The sequence below is a fragment of the Desulfogranum aggregans genome, assembly GCF_055398265.1.
Window position 1 is genome coordinate 3,108,316 of the sequence record NZ_AP042447.1, and the last position, 17,896, is coordinate 3,126,211.

At 56.2% G+C, this 17,896-nt stretch carries 18 protein-coding genes; 12 read left to right on the top strand and 6 right to left on the bottom strand.

Annotated elements, in window-relative coordinates; all coding sequences use genetic code 11:
* Window positions 1–8: 8 nt before the first annotated feature.
* Window positions 9–869, top strand: coding sequence for a KPN_02809 family neutral zinc metallopeptidase (gene ypfJ / locus ACZ52Z_RS13675; RefSeq protein WP_464267335.1), 861 nt, complete (start codon window positions 9–11; stop codon window positions 867–869).
* A gap of 34 nt (window positions 870–903) precedes the next feature.
* On the opposite strand, the gene ACZ52Z_RS13680 is transcribed toward ypfJ, so the two are convergent.
* Window positions 904–1,416, bottom strand: a complete 513-nt coding sequence (locus ACZ52Z_RS13680; protein ID WP_464267336.1) for an LEA/WHy family protein — start codon at window positions 1,414–1,416, stop codon at window positions 904–906.
* Between the two features lie 238 nt (window positions 1,417–1,654).
* On the opposite strand from ACZ52Z_RS13680, the gene ACZ52Z_RS13685 reads away from it, so the two are divergent.
* Entirely contained in the window at window positions 1,655–2,068 is a 414-nt protein-coding gene (locus tag ACZ52Z_RS13685) for an acyl-CoA thioesterase (RefSeq protein ID WP_464267337.1), read from the top strand.
* A gap of 61 nt (window positions 2,069–2,129) precedes the next feature.
* On the opposite strand, the gene ACZ52Z_RS13690 is transcribed toward ACZ52Z_RS13685, so the two are convergent.
* Window positions 2,130–2,594: a superoxide dismutase [Ni] gene (locus ACZ52Z_RS13690; RefSeq protein WP_464267338.1), complete on the bottom strand. Its 465-nt coding sequence runs from the start codon at window positions 2,592–2,594 to the stop codon at window positions 2,130–2,132.
* Window positions 2,595–2,781: 187 nt separating this feature from the next.
* Here ACZ52Z_RS13690 and ACZ52Z_RS13695 point away from each other — a divergent pair, with 187 nt between their 5' ends.
* The 4 genes from ACZ52Z_RS13695 to ACZ52Z_RS13710 all read left to right on the top strand — a co-directional run bounded on the left by ACZ52Z_RS13695 (window position 2,782) and on the right by ACZ52Z_RS13710 (window position 7,273).
* On the top strand, window positions 2,782–3,957 hold the full coding sequence (locus ACZ52Z_RS13695) for an iron-containing alcohol dehydrogenase (protein ID WP_464267339.1): 1,176 nt from the start codon (window positions 2,782–2,784) through the stop codon (window positions 3,955–3,957).
* A gap of 51 nt (window positions 3,958–4,008) precedes the next feature.
* On the top strand, window positions 4,009–6,129 hold the full coding sequence (gene pta, locus ACZ52Z_RS13700; RefSeq protein ID WP_464267340.1) for a phosphate acetyltransferase: 2,121 nt from the start codon (window positions 4,009–4,011) through the stop codon (window positions 6,127–6,129).
* A gap of 92 nt (window positions 6,130–6,221) precedes the next feature.
* Window positions 6,222–6,617 carry a hypothetical protein gene (locus tag ACZ52Z_RS13705; RefSeq protein WP_464267341.1) on the top strand — a complete coding sequence of 132 codons (396 nt, stop codon included), beginning with the start codon at window positions 6,222–6,224 and terminating at the stop codon, window positions 6,615–6,617.
* An 8-nt stretch (window positions 6,618–6,625) separates the two neighbouring features.
* Window positions 6,626–7,273: an HAD family hydrolase gene (locus tag ACZ52Z_RS13710; protein WP_464267342.1), complete on the top strand. Its 648-nt coding sequence runs from the start codon at window positions 6,626–6,628 to the stop codon at window positions 7,271–7,273.
* 132 nt (window positions 7,274–7,405) lie between these two features.
* Here the strand turns inward: ACZ52Z_RS13710 and ltaE are convergent, their stop codons facing one another.
* From ltaE to ACZ52Z_RS13725, 3 genes are all read right to left on the bottom strand, one after another.
* The gene (gene ltaE, locus ACZ52Z_RS13715; protein WP_464267343.1) at window positions 7,406–8,428 is read right to left on the bottom strand and encodes a low-specificity L-threonine aldolase; all 1,023 of its coding nucleotides are present in this window, start codon (window positions 8,426–8,428) and stop codon (window positions 7,406–7,408) included.
* Window positions 8,429–8,533: 105 nt separating this feature from the next.
* Window positions 8,534–9,388, bottom strand: a complete 855-nt coding sequence (locus ACZ52Z_RS13720; RefSeq protein ID WP_464267344.1) for an MBL fold metallo-hydrolase — start codon at window positions 9,386–9,388, stop codon at window positions 8,534–8,536.
* A 123-nt stretch (window positions 9,389–9,511) separates the two neighbouring features.
* Complete coding sequence (locus tag ACZ52Z_RS13725; RefSeq protein WP_464267345.1) at window positions 9,512–9,874, bottom strand: bacteriohemerythrin; 363 nt, start codon at window positions 9,872–9,874, stop codon at window positions 9,512–9,514.
* A 207-nt stretch (window positions 9,875–10,081) separates the two neighbouring features.
* On the opposite strand from ACZ52Z_RS13725, the gene ACZ52Z_RS13730 reads away from it, so the two are divergent.
* From ACZ52Z_RS13730 to ACZ52Z_RS13755, 6 genes are all read left to right on the top strand, one after another.
* Window positions 10,082–11,044 carry an AAA family ATPase gene (locus tag ACZ52Z_RS13730; RefSeq protein ID WP_464267346.1) on the top strand — a complete coding sequence of 321 codons (963 nt, stop codon included), beginning with the start codon at window positions 10,082–10,084 and terminating at the stop codon, window positions 11,042–11,044.
* A gap of 89 nt (window positions 11,045–11,133) precedes the next feature.
* A complete protein-coding gene (locus ACZ52Z_RS13735) occupies window positions 11,134–12,045 on the top strand; it encodes a DUF58 domain-containing protein (RefSeq protein WP_464267347.1) in 912 nt (303 codons plus the stop codon).
* Entirely contained in the window at window positions 12,045–12,587 is a 543-nt protein-coding gene (locus ACZ52Z_RS13740) for a DUF4381 domain-containing protein (RefSeq protein ID WP_464267348.1), read from the top strand. The genes ACZ52Z_RS13735 and ACZ52Z_RS13740 overlap by 1 nt, the downstream gene beginning before the upstream one ends.
* Window positions 12,574–13,557, top strand: a complete 984-nt coding sequence (locus ACZ52Z_RS13745; RefSeq protein ID WP_464267349.1) for a vWA domain-containing protein — start codon at window positions 12,574–12,576, stop codon at window positions 13,555–13,557. The genes ACZ52Z_RS13740 and ACZ52Z_RS13745 overlap by 14 nt, the downstream gene beginning before the upstream one ends.
* The gene (locus tag ACZ52Z_RS13750) at window positions 13,554–15,359 is read left to right on the top strand and encodes a VWA domain-containing protein (RefSeq protein ID WP_464267350.1); all 1,806 of its coding nucleotides are present in this window, start codon (window positions 13,554–13,556) and stop codon (window positions 15,357–15,359) included. The genes ACZ52Z_RS13745 and ACZ52Z_RS13750 overlap by 4 nt, the downstream gene beginning before the upstream one ends.
* Complete coding sequence (locus ACZ52Z_RS13755) at window positions 15,353–17,092, top strand: BatD family protein (RefSeq protein ID WP_464267351.1); 1,740 nt, start codon at window positions 15,353–15,355, stop codon at window positions 17,090–17,092. The genes ACZ52Z_RS13750 and ACZ52Z_RS13755 overlap by 7 nt, the downstream gene beginning before the upstream one ends.
* Here the strand turns inward: ACZ52Z_RS13755 and ACZ52Z_RS13760 are convergent.
* The gene (locus ACZ52Z_RS13760) at window positions 17,089–17,607 is read right to left on the bottom strand and encodes an O-acetyl-ADP-ribose deacetylase (RefSeq protein WP_464270796.1); all 519 of its coding nucleotides are present in this window, start codon (window positions 17,605–17,607) and stop codon (window positions 17,089–17,091) included. The two genes, ACZ52Z_RS13755 and ACZ52Z_RS13760, sit on opposite strands and share 4 nt — an antisense overlap.
* Window positions 17,608–17,896: the final 289 nt, after the last annotated feature.

A 17,896-nucleotide genomic window follows, 5' to 3' on the forward strand; every position in this document is an offset into this window, starting at 1 on the left:
AGGGCATTATGCGCTGGAAAGATGGCAGGCGGTCTACAAATGTTGAGGATCGACGAGGTCAAAGAATGCCAGGCCGAAGAATGAAAGGCGGCGGGATCGGGATTCTCCTGGTGGCGCTGGTGGCCATGTATTTCGGAGTGGATCCCTCCATCATCCTGAACATGGGAGAGGGGCTTCAAAACAACCCGCCCGGACAGTCCCTCCCCGTACAACGGGGCCCTGAAGAACAACAACTGGCTGATTTTGTCTCGGTGGTTCTGGCAGATACGGAAGACACCTGGAACCAGATCTTCACCTCCAGCGGCCACCGCTACAGTGAACCGACCCTGGTACTCTTCAGCGGAGCGGTTAAATCGGCCTGCGGTTTTGCTCAGGCGGCTGTGGGGCCGTTTTACTGCCCGGCTGATCAAAAGGTCTATATCGATCTCAGCTTTTTCGGCGATTTACGGGAACGGCACCAGTCACCCGGTGATTTTGCCCAGGCTTACGTGATTGCCCATGAGGTAGGTCACCATGTGCAAAACCTGCTTGGCATCAGCACCAAGGTCCACCAGCAGCGAAACCGCCTTTCCCAGACAGAATACAACAAGCTCTCTGTACGGCTTGAGCTGCAGGCCGACTGCCTGGCGGGGATCTGGGCCAACAGGGCCGACAGCGTACGCCAGGTGGTTGAGCCAGGAGATATCGACGAGGCCATGACTGCTGCCGGCAATATCGGCGACGACCGTCTTCAGCAACAATCACGGGGATATGTCATCCCCGACTCGTTTACCCACGGTAGCTCTGCCCAACGGTCAAAATGGTTTCAACGCGGGTACCAGAGCGGAGATATTTCCCAATGCGATACCTTCAGCGCACGCACCCTGTGAACAATGCGGCTGAGAGCAGCCGTCTGCACACCCATTAACTCCCGCCGTTGAGCCCATCCAGAGAGAGTTCTCCCGCACTCTCAAATGGTATCTTTTGGGTAAACCCGGCTGCGCCAAGACGAAGCGAACCAACCAGACGGTAACTGAGCGGTTTGGGCGAGCTCTTTCCTGAATTGGCCTGCAGCAGCCCCACCACCGAGGAAATCATGTGCACCATGGAGGCGTAGACATCCACTGGCACCAGCCCGGTGCCATAGGCCGGTATTTTCTGGGGCTCACTGGAAATTCCCTGGGCAAAATGGCGACCATCAATCTCCAGAACGCAATCCACCCCGCGTATATCAAGAGCAATAGCATTGGGATTCATTACGCGCAGCTGCACCCGAAAAGCAGTTTCCATGCTTTTCATTTCCTGCACCTGGATATCGGCAATAGAGACTTTCGGCTCCTCCTTGATCTGTCCCAAACCGGCACAACCGCCGACAACCAGCAAAAAAATAAAAAACAACTTCCAGGTATGTTGCCCAAAAGAGTGTAACAAGCGCATAGCCGTCCCCTTGAGAGGTTGATTTTCCCGTGCATTCCGGCCAGAGCCGACGCCTGACCATGACGAAGATATATTGACCTTACCTTCTGCAAGGATTACCAATTCTACAGAAAAAAACACCAGAAAACCTTCGCCATCCGCCGCTTCCCCTCTCCACAAGGCAGGCAGTCCCCCAGCGGTTGCAAGGGCAGGTTTTCCTCTTCCTCCCACCCCATCACTGAAATCTGCCGAGGACGATATGTCGCAGAAAGTACACTTCCAGGAAAACATCTACACCTACCAGATCGATTACAATCGACATGTCAGTAATATCGTCTACGTTCAGTGGATGGAGATCGGACGGCTCAAACTGCTGGAGGCTGTAGGCATGCCGGTGGAGTCCACCGACGCTGAAGGCTACGCTCCCATCCTCATTGAAACCAAAATTCGCTATAAACGGGCCCTGCACATGGGCGACACGGTGGACATCAGGGTATGGCTGTCGGAACTGACGAGGCTGCACGCATGGATGGAGTTCACCTTCCACCGACCTGACGGAACCCTGGCGGCCCGCGGGAGTCAACGCGGCATCTTCATCGACCTGCAGAAGCAACGGCCTCTTCGTCTCAACGATGGGCAACTCGCTGTTTTTCGTCCCTATCTGGCCGAGTGAACGGAACTGTCAGCAGCGGAAAGCCTGCCGCTTTCCGCTGCTGCATTGAACAATTGAGGTGCTACTTGCCAGCCGGATAGTAGACAGACAAGGCTTCGATACTCTTCTTGAGCGCCTGGGCAGCGCTAACGTCTGCATGCTGTTTGGCCTTCATGGCGTCCACAATGACCGCATGGTGTTTTTTCAAGCGCTCAACATAATCCTCCTGACTCATTTTCACTCGCTGGGTCAGAAAATAATCAGCAATGGTGGTTATTATTTTCTGTGCGTGCAGTTCCTTGTTCATCACCCACCGCACCATCTGGTGCTGGGACTGGACATCGCTTTTTCCGGCCAGGGAAGTGATCATCGAGGCAGCTTTTTCCACCGTGACCGCATCTTCCAGCATCATATGCACCCGCGCATGATCGTCATAGATGCCACACGGTACCTGGCAATGGCTCAACGCGTGGTTGACCCCCAATCCAACCATGGCAACCATAATCAATAGGACCATCAACGGTTTTTTCCTCAATGTCTCCTGCATAATTACCTCCTGGATTATATTGGACTTTAAACTACTGCTCATACCTGTAATAATGAAAGATGCACACGGCAATGGGAAGATTGTTCTCAGGAATCCTCTGCGGCCCCGGTCATTCAGTAACCAGGTCCGCAACTTCTAATGGGTATTGGGCCATTCCCTGCCGCCCCCTTCTTCTTGGAAACAACCGATGAACAGCCACGTCCCCCCATCCCCGTTCTCCTTTGCTACAGCCGGCCAGATCGTTTTCGGCACCGGCACCATCGACCGCCTTCCCGAGATAGCCGCACCGCTGGGAAAAAAGATTCTTGTTGTCTGCGGGGCTCATCCGACTCGAATTAAGCCCATTATAGATGCCCTTGATCAAGAGCAGATGGAGACCTTTACTGTTTCAGTTGCCGGGGAGCCAAAGGTTGCGGATATCGAGGCGGCTGTCGCGTGCGCAAAAGGCGAACAGGTTGACCTGGTCATCGCCATAGGCGGTGGCAGTGTGCTTGATGCCGGCAAGGCCATAGCCATCCTGATAACTAATCCCGGGGAGCCACTGGATTACATGGAGGTCATTGGACGCGGTAAATCGCTGGATCGACCGTCGTGTCCGTGCATCGCCATCCCGACAACTGCCGGAACCGGGGCCGAGGTGACCGCCAATGCGGTGATCGAATCGCCGCAAAACAGGGTAAAGGTGAGTCTGCGCAGCCCCCTCATGCTCCCTCGGGTCGCCCTGATCGATCCGGCTTTGACCTGCAGCGTACCACCATTGCTCACGGCCACCACCGGGATGGACGCCCTGACCCAGGTTCTCGAGCCTTTTGTTTCCGGTCAGGCCACCCCATTGACAGACCTTTTCTGCCGCGACGGACTCCATCGCGCGTCAAACGCCCTCAGGCAAGCGTTTGATAACGGTCTCAGCCTGGAGGCGCGGACCTCCATGTCGCTGGTCAGTCTTTACGGGGGACTGGCCCTGGCCAATGCCAAGCTGGGCGCGGTCCACGGTATTGCCGGCCCATTCGGCGGCATGTACCCTGCCCCCCATGGCGCGGTATGCGCAGCCCTGCTGCCCCATGTGATGCGGACCAATATCAATGCACTCCAACACCGTGCACCCGAGCATCCGAGTCTTGTCCGGTACCGGGAGGTGGCCTGCCTGCTGACCGGCAACCCCGAGGCGGACATCATGGACGGTCCGGCATGGGTGAGCGAGCTGGTCGCGCACTTCGCCATACCAGGTCTCAGCGCCTACGGATTCAAGGCCGAGGAGAAAGGACTCCTGATAGACAAGGCCGGGCAGGCAAGCAGCATGCAGGGCAATCCGGTACAGCTTACACGTCCTGAGCTGAGCGCAACCCTCGAGGCAGCACTGTAGCCGCCCACAACGAGCTACACTAATCCCTGCAAGCATCAAGCGGAGAGCACCATGGCAGACAGCCTCTACATAGGAAGCCTAGAGCGCGGAAGCGGTAAACTTGTCGTCACCCTTGGGGTGATGGAACAGATCTCGCGACGCGTTGAGCGGCTCGGTTTTTTTCGCCCGGTCGTTCCAGGAGACGGCAGCTTTGATAATGATATCGACCTGATCAAACACCGGTACCAGATCAACCTTCGCACCGACCAGATGGTGGGCATCACCCATGAACAGGCCCGCAACCTGATGGCCATCGGCGATGAGCAGCGCATTTACCGGACTATAGTCAGCAAGTACAGAGAGGCGCTGGACAAGACCGACTTTCTCCTCTGTGAGGGGCCCAATATCAGCAGCCTTTCCGAAGCCTTTGATTACGATATCAGTATTCGCATTGCCCAGGAACTGGGCACCCCTATCCTGTACGTCTCCAGCGGTCGTGAATGCAGCCAGGAAGATATCCTCCGCAACATCCAGGTGGCGGTAAACACCATAGCCCAGCACAACTGTGATTTGCTGGCGATTATTGCCAACCGGGTTTCGCCTGATATCCTGGTTCCGGTAACCGAATCACTCGCCGAGTTCAACAAAAACCGCTGGGTAATGGCGGTGCTCCCGGAAATAGACAGTCTCCGCCGACCGACCATGGCAGATATCACAACAGCCCTCGACGCACAGTATTTCTGCGGCCCGCGCAACCGACTGCTCAGGGATGTGGCTGATATCAAAGTTGCGGCAATGAGCATCAACAACTATCTCGATCTGCTCAGGGAGGATGACCTGATCATCACCCCGGGAGACCGACCGGATATCATACTCGCCACCCTTGCTGCCATCATTTCCAAAAATTGCCCGTCTGCGGCCGGCCTTGTCCTCTCCGGCGGCCTCCTGCCCAGTGAATCGATGCAGAACCTGCTCAAGGGGATGAACGATTCGACTATCCCTATTTTTAGTGTCTCCACAGACACTTACCGGACAGCTATGCGTGCAGGCGAGGTACCGGGGGTGCTGCGTTCCAATAATGAGAAAAAAATCGCCGAAGCCCTTGGCATGTTTGAATCGCATGTGGACACAGAAGCACTGGAGAATAAAATCGTCCACACGGTTCCAACAGTCATTTCTCCGCTCATGTTTGAATATGCCCTGTTCAAGCGGGCAAGAAAGGATAAACAGCACATTGTGCTTCCTGAAGGTGATGATGATCGTATCCTGCAGGCTGCGGAAATCCTGCGCCTGCGCGATGTGGTCGACATGACCATACTTGGCAGTGAAGACAGCGTGCGCAACCGCGCCGCCCAACTCGGCCTCAAGCTGGAAGGGATCCCGATTATCGATCCCCACTCCTCTGAGCTCCGTCAGCGCTATGCGGAAATTCTGTATCAGCTGCGCCGCCATAAAGGCATGACCATGGATTACGCCTACGACCGCATCACCAATGTCAGTTATTTTGGAACCATGATGGTCTACGAAAATATGGCGGACGGTATGGTCTCCGGTGCGGCCCACACAACCCAGCATACCATTCAACCGGCCTTTCAATTGATACGGACAGACCCGGAAGTCCTGCTGGTGTCCAGTGTCTTTTTTATGTGTTTTGCCACCAAGGTCCTGGTCTATGGCGACTGTGCCGTCAACCCCAATCCAAACAGTGAGCAGCTGGCTGAAATCGCCATCAGTTCGGCGGATACGGCCGCCATGTTCAACATCACCCCCACAGTGGCTCTCCTCTCTTATTCCAGCGGGACATCCGGCCAGGGAAGTGATGTGGACCATGTCCGTAAGGCGGTGGAACTGGCAAAAAACAGGCGTCCAGATCTTAACATCGACGGCCCCATGCAGTATGATGCAGCCATCGATCCCACTGTTGCCCGTAAAAAAATGCCGGACAGCCCGGTAGCAGGCAGGGCCACGGTACTTATCTTTCCGGACCTCAATACCGGAAATAATACCTACAAAGCTGTGCAGCGCTCTTCAGGCGCTGTGGCCATCGGCCCCATCCTGCAGGGATTGAAAAAACCGGTCAACGATCTGAGCAGGGGCTGCCTGGTGGCGGATATCATCAACACAGTGGCCATTACCGCCATCCAGGCCCAGGCGGCGCAGCAGAAAATAGCAATACCGCCGCTGGCGACCTGAGCCCCCCGGTGCTTTCCCCCCTTGCCGGAGCCTCAATTGGCAGGCGGAAAAACCATCGGAAATACGTACCAACCCTAACCTGTGGCAAAAAAATGGTAGAACACACCCAGACCATGCATGAGCTCATGGACGAAATAAAAACAGTCCTCAATGCTGCTGAAGAAAAGGATTATGACGCGCTTTTCGACCACCGGGCATCCATCATTTCCATGTACGCTCAGGCGATGGTGGAATTCCATTTTCAGGAGCAGCAGCTGGAATGGCTCAACGAGATCCTGCAAACTGTTGAAAATGATGATATCGAACGCTGCCGTGCCCTGCTGGAACAGGCAGACAATGTCGATGACCGTTTTCTCGGTTCGCAATTTGCCTCGATCATGGCCGGCTGTTTTCATCATGACGAACTGATGACCGTCGTGCAGGCCGTTGGTCTCCAGGCCCTGCTTGAAACCATTGAGCAACAGGGCGGACATGAAACCATTAACTGACGCCGATCATGTCTAACTGCTCATGGGACGCGGTTTTTTTTGACTTTGACGGCGTGATTGCCGACTCGGTCCAGGTGAAGACCAGGGCTTTTGCCACCATGTTCGCCCCCTATGGCGAAGAGGTGGCGCAGCAGGTCGTTGCCTATCACCTCGCCAATGGCGGCATGCCGCGTTACCGCAAATTCATCTATTATTACGAAGAGCTGCTGGGGATGGAGGTTGACCGGGAGACCCTTGCGCAAAAAGGGAGAGAATTTTCCGCCATGGTGCTTGAGGAGGTGGTCAAGGCCGACCTGATTCCCGGGGCACTCACCAGTCTCCTGGAGCTTGAACGCCTGCGGATTCCGGCATTTGTGGTCTCTGGAACACCTCAGGAGGAAATGGAGACTATCGTACAACAGAAAAAGCTTGAATGCTTTTTCCGGGAAGTTCACGGGTCACCGCGGACCAAGACCGATATAGTCCAGGATATTCTCGACCGCTACCAGCTCCAACCCGACCGCTGTCTGTTTGTCGGTGACGCCCTGGCGGATTATACGGCAGCCGCCGCTACCGGTACCTGCTTTCTTGCCATCCAACGGCCGGGATCGCTGATTTCCTTTCCCGACGGGACACCGATATCTGAAAAAGTGACCCTCAGGCCTCCTGCACCCTAAGTCAAACTGCTCATGCTGTTTTGACTTCAAGGGGAATGAGCTTAAATGGTTTGACAAAAAGCTAAATCACAGCTAACAGCCCGTTTTCCCAGACAATGAAAAAGCTACTTTCTCCAGGCAAAATAAATCGGCTTACCCTCGGCCGCTGAAGTACTGTTTAAAGGCAGCTACGGTTGTCGTAATCCCGTCGCGATCGATGTCAAGATGGGTCACCATCCGGACTCTGGTGCCGTCGCTGATATGGATATTGCGTTCTCGAAGAAAGGTCTGCAAAGGTCCGGTATCCTCTGGAGCCAGTCGGATAAACACCATGTTGGTCTGCGCAGGGGCAAACTCTACAGTAATTTCATCGATTTCTCCCAGCCCCCGAGCCAATAACGCTGCATGAGCGTGGTCATCTGCGAGCCGCTCCACATGGTGAGTAAGGGCGAAAATCCCTGCAGCTGCCAGCATCCCGGCCTGGCGCATGCCGCCGCCCAGCATCTTGCGCCAGCGGCGTGCCGCCGCCACCACCCCACTGGTACTGCACAGGACTGAGCCCACCGGTGCACCCAATCCCTTGGAAAGACAAAGAGAGACCGAGTCAAAGCCTGAACAGAGCGAGCCCACCGGCACTTGGTGAAAGACAGCCGCATTACAGAGGCGGGCTCCGTCCAGGTGAAGCCGTAAGCCGTGGCTTCTGGCACATTGCTCTGCTCGAGGATGGTATTCCAGGGGAAGTGCCAGCCCGTTATGAGTATTTTCCAAGCAGAGCAGACGGGTACGGGCAAAGTGGACATCATCGGGCTTGACGGCTGCAACCACCTTTTCCAGGTCCAGGGTACCGTCCAGCTCACAATCAATGGGCTGGGGCTGAATGGAACCGAGTACGGCTGCTCCCCCCCCCTCATACCTGTAGGTGTGCGCCTGTTGACCGACAATATATTCATCTCCACGCCCGCAGTGGGCAAGCAGGGCAAGAAGATTTGACTGGGTGCCGCTGGTGGCAAAAATAGCCGCTTCGGTCCCAACCAGTTCCGCCGCCATCTGCTCCAGACGATTGACGGTCGGGTCCTCACTATAGACATCATCACCGACCTGCGCTTCAACCATGGCCTCTCGCATTGCCCTGGTCGGCCGGGTGACGGTATCGCTGCGAAAATCAAGGGTATTCATTTTTTCAAACTATCCTTTGCTCCCCTCCTCGAGGAGGGGCTGGAAGGTGAAGATGGTGGTAGAGGATCGAAAAGGGTACTGCGTCAGGGCACACGGTAAACCGACTCAGATAGTGGCGAAGGTATCGATAATGTTGTTCTCCCGGTCCAGTCGACACGCCCGCATGTCCCAGTCATGATAAAAGGTAAACCAGCACCCGCGCTCCCTGTATTCCTCAAAAAAGGCTACTTTTCGATCAATGACATCCAGGGGGAAGTTATCGTAGGCCATAATCCACAGGGGGTTGACGTGGTGGTGGGTTGGAAAGAGGTCTCCCATATGCACGGCGCATCCCTCGCTTCCCTCGATCACTATGATCTGGTGGCCTCGGGTATGGCCGCCGCTCAGACGGACAGAAACACCGGGGACAATCTGGTGGTCGCCGTCAACCAACTCAAGCAGTCCTTGCTGTTCCACCGTTTTAAAATTAATAGGAAAATAGGTGTGGGCTGCCCGAATATTCGGGGCAGTGATATCTTCCCATTCCCTTTGCTGGAGAACGTAGCGAGCCTGGGGATAGGTCGGTTCAAGATCGCCCTGCTCAGTGGTCATGACCGCGCCGCCGGCATGGTCAAAATCACCATGGGTGAAAAGCACCGCATCGATATCTTCCCTCGCCAATCCCCTGGCCTGCAAATCCGGGAGTACCGACCAGGGGCGGGTGACCCGGAAAATCTTCTGCTGTTTTTCGCTCAGTTTATTGCCCAGTCCGGTATCAATGACAATATTCGCGTCAGGGGTGCGAACCAGCAGCGGATTGTTCACCAGATCAAGGTAATTTTCCCCATCGACTGTGCACTTCCTGTTCCACATGATCTTGGGCACCGCGCCGAACATGGCACCGCCGTCCAGCTGATTATGCCCGCCGCACAGCCAGGATATAGTGATTGAGCCGAGGTCTAAGACAGGTGATTGCCGCATAATCAGCCTCCGGAGGCGATGAATAGATAAGGGGATGGCCGCCCTCCTGCCGAGTGAAACCCAAGTAGTATGCTCCGGGTAGCAGGAGTAGACGGCAATCAGGCAGTCCTTTGTTGCCAGCGATCAGGATTCTTTGCCTTTCAGAAAACGATCATATTCAAGAATATGCGTCTTGAGCATATCCTGCAACATTTCGGGGATGGTATCGAGGGAGGCATCGGAAGCATCCAGCCCCTGCTTTAACAGCCGCAGCTCCTGGGTTAATTGTCGATGTGTGGCTAGGTGCTCTTCGGTCATGGCATACCCTCTCTTCCGGGCGATATTTTCCTCGTTGACAAAATGCTGTATAGTGGCATCAATCAGCTGTGCAAGCAGTGGGCGCAGCTGTTCAGGGGCATCATGAGGGAGGGAGGAGAGCAGAAAGTCCAGATTGGCATGTTCCTGGTCAATATCGATATCACCCACTGAATAGATGGAATACCACATACAGAGCCTCCCGTTCAGTTGACAACCACAATGGTAAAGGTATCGAAACGCTTAACCTCCCAAACAATAACCTAACATTTTATCAATGCGTTGCACAAGGGGAACCCGATCCTGACTGCAGGTGCCGGCCACCCGTTGACAAGCTGACCGACAGGAACTATTGCATAAGCACTCTTTTGTCAAACCAAGTAAATGAATTTCAGCACCATGACCCTCCAAGAAGAAATTACTGGCCTGAGCAACTCCATCAAGCAACAGATTATCGGGCAGGACAACCTGGTGGAACGACTCCTTGTCGCCCTGCTTGCAGACGGACACCTGCTGGTTGAAGGGGCTCCCGGGCTGGCCAAGACACGTGCGGTTCGCGTTCTGAGCCAGCAGATTGAAGGAGACTTTCACCGGATTCAGTTCACACCGGATCTGCTGCCTGCCGATCTGACCGGAACAGATATCTTTCGCCCCCGCGACGGATCCTTTCATTTCCAGAAAGGTCCCCTTTTTCACAATCTTGTCCTGGCCGATGAAATCAATCGAGCTCCGGCAAAAGTACAATCAGCCCTGCTTGAAGCAATGGCCGAAAGGCAGATTACGGTCGGTTCAACCACCTACCCGTTACCGCAGCTCTTCCTGGTCATGGCCACCCAAAACCCTATCGAACAGGAGGGCACCTATCCCCTGCCCGAAGCCCAACTGGACCGCTTCCTCCTGCAGATCACGGTCGATTACCCGGACATTGCCTCCAGCAAGGCTATCGTCCGGCTGGCAAGGAAGGAAGCCCTCACCGACCATGAGGCCACACCGCATCAACCGCTCATCAGCCAGCAGGCCATCTTCGCTGCCCGCGACCAGGTGCTCCATACCCATATGACTGATTCCCTGGAAGAATATATCCTCCGGCTTATTCAGGCGACCCATACCACCGCAAGCGGAGGGGAAACCGGTCGATGGATCCAGTATGGTGCCAGTCCCCGCGGTGCCATTGCTCTGGACCGCAGCAGCCGCGCCCTTGCCTGGCTGCGTGGCCGCGATTATGTCATCCCGGAAGACATCCAGGATATGGCCTGGGATGTGCTCCGCCACAGGCTCCTGCTTACCTTTGAAGCCGAGGCAGAAGGCGTCAGCCCCGAGGCGGTAATCACCCATCTCCTCAAGACCACCCCGCTACCCTGACCTATGGCCCGATCACTGCCACAAAAATAACCGCTTCTCCCATGGTCCTGCCCTTTCAAAGGAATAGAAAAGCGGCTTCCCGGGAAGCCTTGACGTACGCGCATCCGACAACCATCCGGATCGCCGATCTTGTTGCCTACCGCCGCTACGAACGTGCTCTTCCCCTGCAGGGAAAGAGTGTGCGCTCGCTCCAGTCTGGCAATGTGCGCTCGCCGTTTCGCGGAAAAGGAATGGAGTTTGTCGAGGCACGCCCTTATCAGAACGGCGATGATATCCGTCACCTGGACTGGCGCCTGACCGCCCGGCTCGGCAAGCCGCATTCCAAGATATTCCAGGAAGAGCGGGAGCGGAAGGTCATGCTCTGGGTGGACCTTCATCCGCGCATGTTTTTCGCCACCAGAGGGGCTTTCAAAGCAGTGGTCGCCGCCCATGCAGCCGCCCTTATAGCCTGGAATGCCGCCTATTGCGGGCACCGAGTCGGCGGCATCATTACCTCGCCGGGAGAGCATGTCGAAGTTCGGCCCCGCCGGGGAAAACATGGAGTTCTCCATTTTTTTCGCCGCATGATCGAACATCCTGCATGGCATGATGCTTACAGCGAAGCCAGCTCGGCTGCAGAGCTCCCTTTCGTCCGTCTCCGCCGGGTCGTCAAATCCGGAAGCCTTATTGTTCTTCTTAGCGATATGCGGGGGATAAACAGTGAGGCAGAACTGCAGCTCCGACAGATGGCAACCCACAACGACATCCTGCTCTGTCACATCCATGACCTGCTGGAGACCACGCTCCCGCCTGCCGGGCGTTACGGGATAACTGATGGCAAACGGACAACCACTCTTGATACCGGTAGCGAGACCTTTCGCCGACGCTACCAGGAGGCTTTTTCCCTGCGCAGGGAATACCTGCGCGCACTCTCCATCAAACAGGGACTGCACCTGCTTTCACTGCCAACGGATAGTGATCCGGTGCAGGTCCTGCGCGATGGACTCGGGGGCCGGCAGTGATGAACGCTTCACCACCATCACTTCCCCCATCGGCTATGCACGATCTGCCTCTGCGAGGGTATCATTTTCCTGACCCGGTATCATGGTGGCCGCCAGCACCGGGATGGTGGATTATCCTCGGGTCAGCAGTGCTTCTGCTGTTTGCAGGGGCCTTTTTCTTGCGACATTACCGACGTCAACAGTGGCGAAGGGATGCCCTCAGCGCCCTGGATGTCATTGGGGAGCGCTACAAGCGGACCGGCAACACCCACGACCTTGCCGAACAGCTCTCCATCTTTTTACGCAGAGTATGCCTTACCCGATTCCCTGATGACAGCGGGACGCACCTGACAGGTGAACAGTGGTTGGGCTATCTTGATGCCGTCTCCACCACTCGACGCGGTGACCAGGCCCTTTTCCTGACTCCGCTAGGCAGGCAGCTGCTGGAAACAGCCTATAACCCGGCGGCGGATGTTGACGCATCGGTACTTTTGCGGGCCTGCCGCACATGGGTACGTTCACTGCCTGCTCAACCGACCTGGAGGAAAAATGGTGCAGCTTGAATGGCCGTGGATGCTGTTAGCACTCCCGCTGCCTTTCCTCATACGTTTTCTGGTACCGCCGCTGCGCGCTGAGAGGGCGACCAACCTGTTGGTTCCGTTTGCCGATGACTTTGCCGGAGCCGACATCTCCGGTAAACCGGCGACCTCCAATCGTCCACTCTTGTGGCTGGCCTCCATTGGCTGGATTCTGCTGGTAGGCGCTGCAGCCCGTCCGGTAATAGTGGGCGAACCGGTTGAGCTCCAGGTTTCCGGAAGAAACCTGCTGCTGGCCATTGACCTTTCCGGCTCCATGCAAACCGAAGATTTTTTAGTGAACAACCGCCACATTACGCGACTTGCAGCGACCAAGGAGGTGGCGGGTGCGTTTATCAAGCGTCGTGTCGGTGATCGCATCGGACTGCTCCTGTTCGGTACCCGACCCTACCTGCAGGCGCCTTTGACCTTTGACCGGCAAACCGTGCAAACCCTGCTTCAGGAAGCGGTCATCGGCCTTGCCGGAGAACAAACCGCCATTGGCGATGCCATCGGATTGGGGGTAAAACGACTCACAGTGCTCCCGGCACAAAACAGGGTGCTGCTGCTCCTCACTGATGGGGCAAATACAGCGGGGTCCATCGATCCGGAAAAAGCAGCAGAGTTCGCTCACCAGGCTGGAATCACCATCTACACCATCGGGGTGGGGGCAGAGGAAATGATCGTCTCCTCGCTGTTTGGCAGACGAAGGGTCAACCCATCCCGGGATCTTGATGAAACGACCCTGACCCGGGTTGCTGAAATTACCGGAGGGAGATACTTTCGCGCCCGCAACACCGGAGAGCTGGAAGAGATCTATGAGGTAATCGATCAAATTGAACCGGTGAACAGCGGCAATCAATTTTTCCGTGAAACCACCGAGGTCTTCTGGTGGCCGCTGCTGGCGGCCTTGCTGCTCATGCCTGCAGTAGTGGCTAAAGGAGGCAGAGACCGATGAGCGAGTTTCATTTTCTTCGTCCATGGCTGTTATGGCTGCTGTTGCTGCTGCCGCTGTTGCTCTGGTGGCTGCTGACACAAAAAAACGCGGAACGCAGCTGGCAGCGGTGGATTGATCCAGGCCTGGCACCCTTTATCCTTCAGCAGACAACCCCCCAATCGAGGAGATTGACGATTCTGGCGGTTGCGGTTTTCGTGTTTGTGACGGTCATCGCCCTGGCAGGACCGGCCTGGCGTCAAATAGAACAACCCGTTTATCGCAACATGGTCCCGCTGGTGCTGGTGCTTGACCTCTCGCAATCCATGAACGCTGAGGACAACCGTCCCTCCAGACTGGAACGGGCCAAGTTGAAAATTCTTGATATACTCCGTAAACGCACTGACGGCCAGACAGGACTGATTGTCTATGCGGCGGCCCCGTTTGTCGTCTGTCCCCTTACTCCGGACAATGCAACCGTGGCCTTACAGGTCAAGGCTATGGAAACCGAACTCATGCCGGCGCAGGGATCTCGCCCCGGCGCTGCCGTGGCCAAGGCAGCAGAACTGATCCGTCAGGCAGGCGGCAATCGCGGCGATATCCTCCTTATCACCGACGGCCTCGGTCAGGCAGGTGCGGAAGATATCAGCAACAAGGCAGGCAGCAACAGGATATCAGTGCTCGGCGTTGGGACCCCCCGAGGGGCGCCGATTCCCGACCGGCAGCAGGGGTATCTCTATGACCAACAGGGCAACATGGTCCTCGCCAAACTGGCAGAGCCTGAACTTCGGCAGCTGGCCGCTCTTTCCGGGGGCCGCTATCACCGCCTGACCGGAGACGACAGCGACCTGGCCTACCTCCTCGCTCCTTTGGATGCCTTGCAAGGCAAGACAGCCGAGCAAGCAGCCGAGCAGCGCAGCGCTAGCTATAGGGACGAAGGCTACCGGCTCATCCCGCTGCTGCTTCCCCTGGCACTGCTTGTTTTTCGTCGCGGATTCCTCGCCTTGCTGGTGCTTGCGCCCCTGGCCCACCCTCTGCCGGGACATGCCATGGAATGGCAAGATCTATGGCGAAACAAGGACCAGCGAGCAGCAGCCCTTCTTGATGCAGACAAGGCGGACGAGGCAGCACAGCTGTTCACCGCTCCTGCATGGCAGTCAGCTGCCAACTATCAGGCCGGGAACTATGACAAGGCCCTGGAAACCCTGCCAAAACCGATCGACAGTAACGACCACTACAACCGGGGCAATATCCTTGCCCGGCTAGGCCGATACCAGGAAGCGATCGCCGCATACGACCGCGCCCTTGAGCTGGACCCGCATAACAGCGATGCCGAGCACAATAAAAAGGTAGTGGAACAGCAACAGCAACAGCAACAGCAACAGCAACAGCAACAGCAACAGCAACAGCAACAGCAACAGCAACAGCAACAGCAACAGCAACAGCAACAGCAACAGCAACAGCAACAGCAACAGCAACAGCAACAGCAAAGTGAAAACCAGTCGACCGAGCAGGGCAAGCAAAAAACACCGGTTGACCGCCATGCCCCCAGCGATGCCTTAACCCAGCAACACGAAAACGACGCTCTTCAAAAACCCGATCCCGAGGCTCAGGCAAAGATGAGCCAGAGCAAGGAAAAACAAAAGAGCGAGTCTTCCGAGCAGCAGAGGTTGCCAGAGGCAGGCTCCTCTCAGGCAAACCCTGAGCAGCAACGGCAACAGGAACAGTGGCTTCGAGCCATACCTGATGATCCGGGAGGATTATGGCGACGAAAGTTTCACCACCAGTATGATCACCAACAGCAGCAGGAACAGCAGCCATGGTAAATCGAATTGTTTTCCTGGTAGTGGGCATCCTTGTCTCTCCATGGATTATCGCCAGCAGCGCCGCCGAGGACACGGTTACCGCTACCGTGGAGAGAAATCCTATCGCCATTGATGAATCGGTTACCTACCACCTCATCATCCACGACCCCTCCGGCGAACAGCCCGATTTTCGTGCGCTGGAAAAGGACTTTGAAATCCTTGGCCAAAGAAGCAGTTCCAATATTCAGATCATCAACGGGAAAAAAAGCCATACCCAGCAATACCAGCTCAGTCTGATGCCCAAAAGAATAGGCAATCTGCATATTCCACCGGTCACGGTCGGCACCCAGCAAAGTAATCCCATTGAGCTGGTGGTTACCACCGCCAAACCCCAGTTATCGACCCCGGGAAACCAGGATTTTTTTCTCGAAGTTGAGGTAACTCCGGACGCCCCCTACGTGCGATCTCAACTCCTGCTCACCGTCCGGTTATTTATTGGTGTTTCCCTGGTCAGTGGCAGCCTTTCCGAACCGGAACCAGCCGACACCATTGTCCATAAGCTGGGCGACGATCGTGAATTCACCACCACCCGCAACGGCCGCAGCTGGCGAGTTAATGAGCGCCGCTACGCGCTCTTTCCTCAACACGCCGGCGAGCTGGTCATTCCTCCGCTGCTTTTTCAGGGACAGGCAGGGAGACGGTCAAACTCTTTTTTCGATCCTTTTCCTCAGCAGGGACCGATAAAGCGCGTACGTTCCCGAGAGCTGCGGATAGAGGTTCTCCCCCAGCCTGAACAGAGCCCACAGCCGTGGCTACCCACAGAACGACTCATCGGCAGCATGCAAATTGCTGAGAATAATAAAAAAGTTCGAGCAGGAGAACCGATCACTGTCTCCTTAACACTTGAAGCTACCGGGCTGCCGGCAAACACCCTGCCGGAACCTGAACTGCCGGTTGCCGCTTCCGTACGGACCTATCCTGACCAACCGCTTTTTGACGAACGCATCACTGCCAAGGGCATGGTCGGTGTACTGCAAAAAAAAATAACCCTGATTCCCGCTGCGCCAGGCCAGCTTGCCCTTGCCCCTCGTCCTCTTGCGTGGTGGAACACCACCACCGGGCAGGTGGAATATGTACGATTCGTCCCTCAAACCCTTGACGTTCTCCCCCCGGTGCCGACAGCTCCATCAACCCCACCACCGTCACAAAGGGTTCCACCGGTCGAGCAGCCCCCATCCTCCGCTTCCTCTGAGATCGCGGCTGGCGCCAATGAACAGGCTGGATCCAGATGGGCCTGGGCCACGGCCGGGGGATGGTTTTACACCAGCCTGGCGCTTGGCGGCTGCTGGCTGATCACCCTGCTCGCCTGGTGGTCCCGGGAACGGAGCCGCGCCGCCGGCACTGCCGTTCAACCTACCGGCGACCATACCCGCAATGACAGCCGCCTGGAAAAAGCCTTACGGCAGGCCTGCGCTGCCGGACACCCTGAAAGCGCCCGCAAGGCGCTCCAGCAGCTCGCCCCGCTCTCCTCGATGCCGGGACAATTCCAGGTAGCCAGTCACAGCGATCCGTTAGTGTCGGCGGTGAATGAACTCAACGCCTTTCTGTACAGGCGCCAACAGCCGGAACAGTCGTGGGATGGTGAAAAGCTGTGGAAGGCCTGGAAAGCCCATCGACGGCAGCCGTCCGGGAAAACCGAGGTGCACAAGGGAAATGGGCTGGCCCCGCTCTCCACCGCTGGAGGCATCGACTAGGCCAGTCCCCTGCCTGCCTGCGCCCGCTCATAGGCCTGACGTATCTGATCGCTGAAACAGACAAAGATGACTGATTCAATGGTTGTAGATTGCTGCAGATGGGCATGCACCGTTTCATAGGCAATTGCACAGGCCTGTTCAAGGGGAAACCCGTATACCCCGCAGCTGATGGCCGGAAATGCCAGGGAGTGCAGTTGATACTCCTCGGCCAGCTCCAGGGAACGGTGATAACAAGATGCCAGCAGCTCGGGTTCTCCCTCATTCCCCCCGCGCCAGATCGGCCCCACAGTATGGATGACAAATCGTGCCGGCAGGTTGAACCCTTTGGTGATTTTGGCCTCACCGGTAGCACATCCTCCAAGGGGGATGCAGGCAGCCAGCAGATCCGGCCCCGCAGCCCGGTGAATGGCGCCGTCCACCCCACCGCCGCCGCGCAGGGAATTATTCGCCGCATTGACAATTGCATCCACTTCCAGAGCTGTAATGTCGCCGGTGATAAGCGTTATCGTCCCCATAGTCGTCCCTCCGTGTAGCTGATTGTTGCGCTTTCTGTCCTTCAACTGTCCTGTTGATACCAGCATGCACCATACCACCCGGGCACACCATTTGATAAATTTTCCGTAGTGTGGTATCTTTTTTTGTTTTATACTTTCATTACTGTTGCCCACAATAAATACTATCCAGGTCTGTTGCCCAGAACACCTCTTTGCGAAGTAATCCTGCCAACACACTCCCATCATACTGTAACTGGAATCCAGTCCCCTGTACGCGGCCCCAGTGCCGACGCATCCCGGACGACGTAAA

Coding starts and splice junctions, on each gene's coding strand:
- ACZ52Z_RS13755 (WP_464267351.1), top strand. CDS start 15,353: ATGGTAAATCGAATTGTTTTCCTGGTAGTGGGCATCCTTGTCTCTCCA.
- ACZ52Z_RS13740 (WP_464267348.1), top strand. CDS start 12,045: ATGAACGCTTCACCACCATCACTTCCCCCATCGGCTATGCACGATCTG.
- ACZ52Z_RS13690 (WP_464267338.1), bottom strand. CDS start 2,594: ATGCAGGAGACATTGAGGAAAAAACCGTTGATGGTCCTATTGATTATG.
- ltaE (WP_464267343.1), bottom strand. CDS start 8,428: ATGAATACCCTTGATTTTCGCAGCGATACCGTCACCCGGCCGACCAGG.
- ACZ52Z_RS13680 (WP_464267336.1), bottom strand. CDS start 1,416: ATGCGCTTGTTACACTCTTTTGGGCAACATACCTGGAAGTTGTTTTTT.
- ACZ52Z_RS13750 (WP_464267350.1), top strand. CDS start 13,554: ATGAGCGAGTTTCATTTTCTTCGTCCATGGCTGTTATGGCTGCTGTTG.
- ypfJ (WP_464267335.1), top strand. CDS start 9: ATGCGCTGGAAAGATGGCAGGCGGTCTACAAATGTTGAGGATCGACGA.
- ACZ52Z_RS13695 (WP_464267339.1), top strand. CDS start 2,782: ATGAACAGCCACGTCCCCCCATCCCCGTTCTCCTTTGCTACAGCCGGC.
- ACZ52Z_RS13720 (WP_464267344.1), bottom strand. CDS start 9,388: ATGCGGCAATCACCTGTCTTAGACCTCGGCTCAATCACTATATCCTGG.
- ACZ52Z_RS13685 (WP_464267337.1), top strand. CDS start 1,655: ATGTCGCAGAAAGTACACTTCCAGGAAAACATCTACACCTACCAGATC.
- ACZ52Z_RS13730 (WP_464267346.1), top strand. CDS start 10,082: ATGACCCTCCAAGAAGAAATTACTGGCCTGAGCAACTCCATCAAGCAA.
- pta (WP_464267340.1), top strand. CDS start 4,009: ATGGCAGACAGCCTCTACATAGGAAGCCTAGAGCGCGGAAGCGGTAAA.
- ACZ52Z_RS13760 (WP_464270796.1), bottom strand. CDS start 17,607: ATGGGGACGATAACGCTTATCACCGGCGACATTACAGCTCTGGAAGTG.
- ACZ52Z_RS13725 (WP_464267345.1), bottom strand. CDS start 9,874: ATGTGGTATTCCATCTATTCAGTGGGTGATATCGATATTGACCAGGAA.
- ACZ52Z_RS13710 (WP_464267342.1), top strand. CDS start 6,626: ATGTCTAACTGCTCATGGGACGCGGTTTTTTTTGACTTTGACGGCGTG.
- ACZ52Z_RS13745 (WP_464267349.1), top strand. CDS start 12,574: ATGGTGCAGCTTGAATGGCCGTGGATGCTGTTAGCACTCCCGCTGCCT.
- ACZ52Z_RS13705 (WP_464267341.1), top strand. CDS start 6,222: ATGGTAGAACACACCCAGACCATGCATGAGCTCATGGACGAAATAAAA.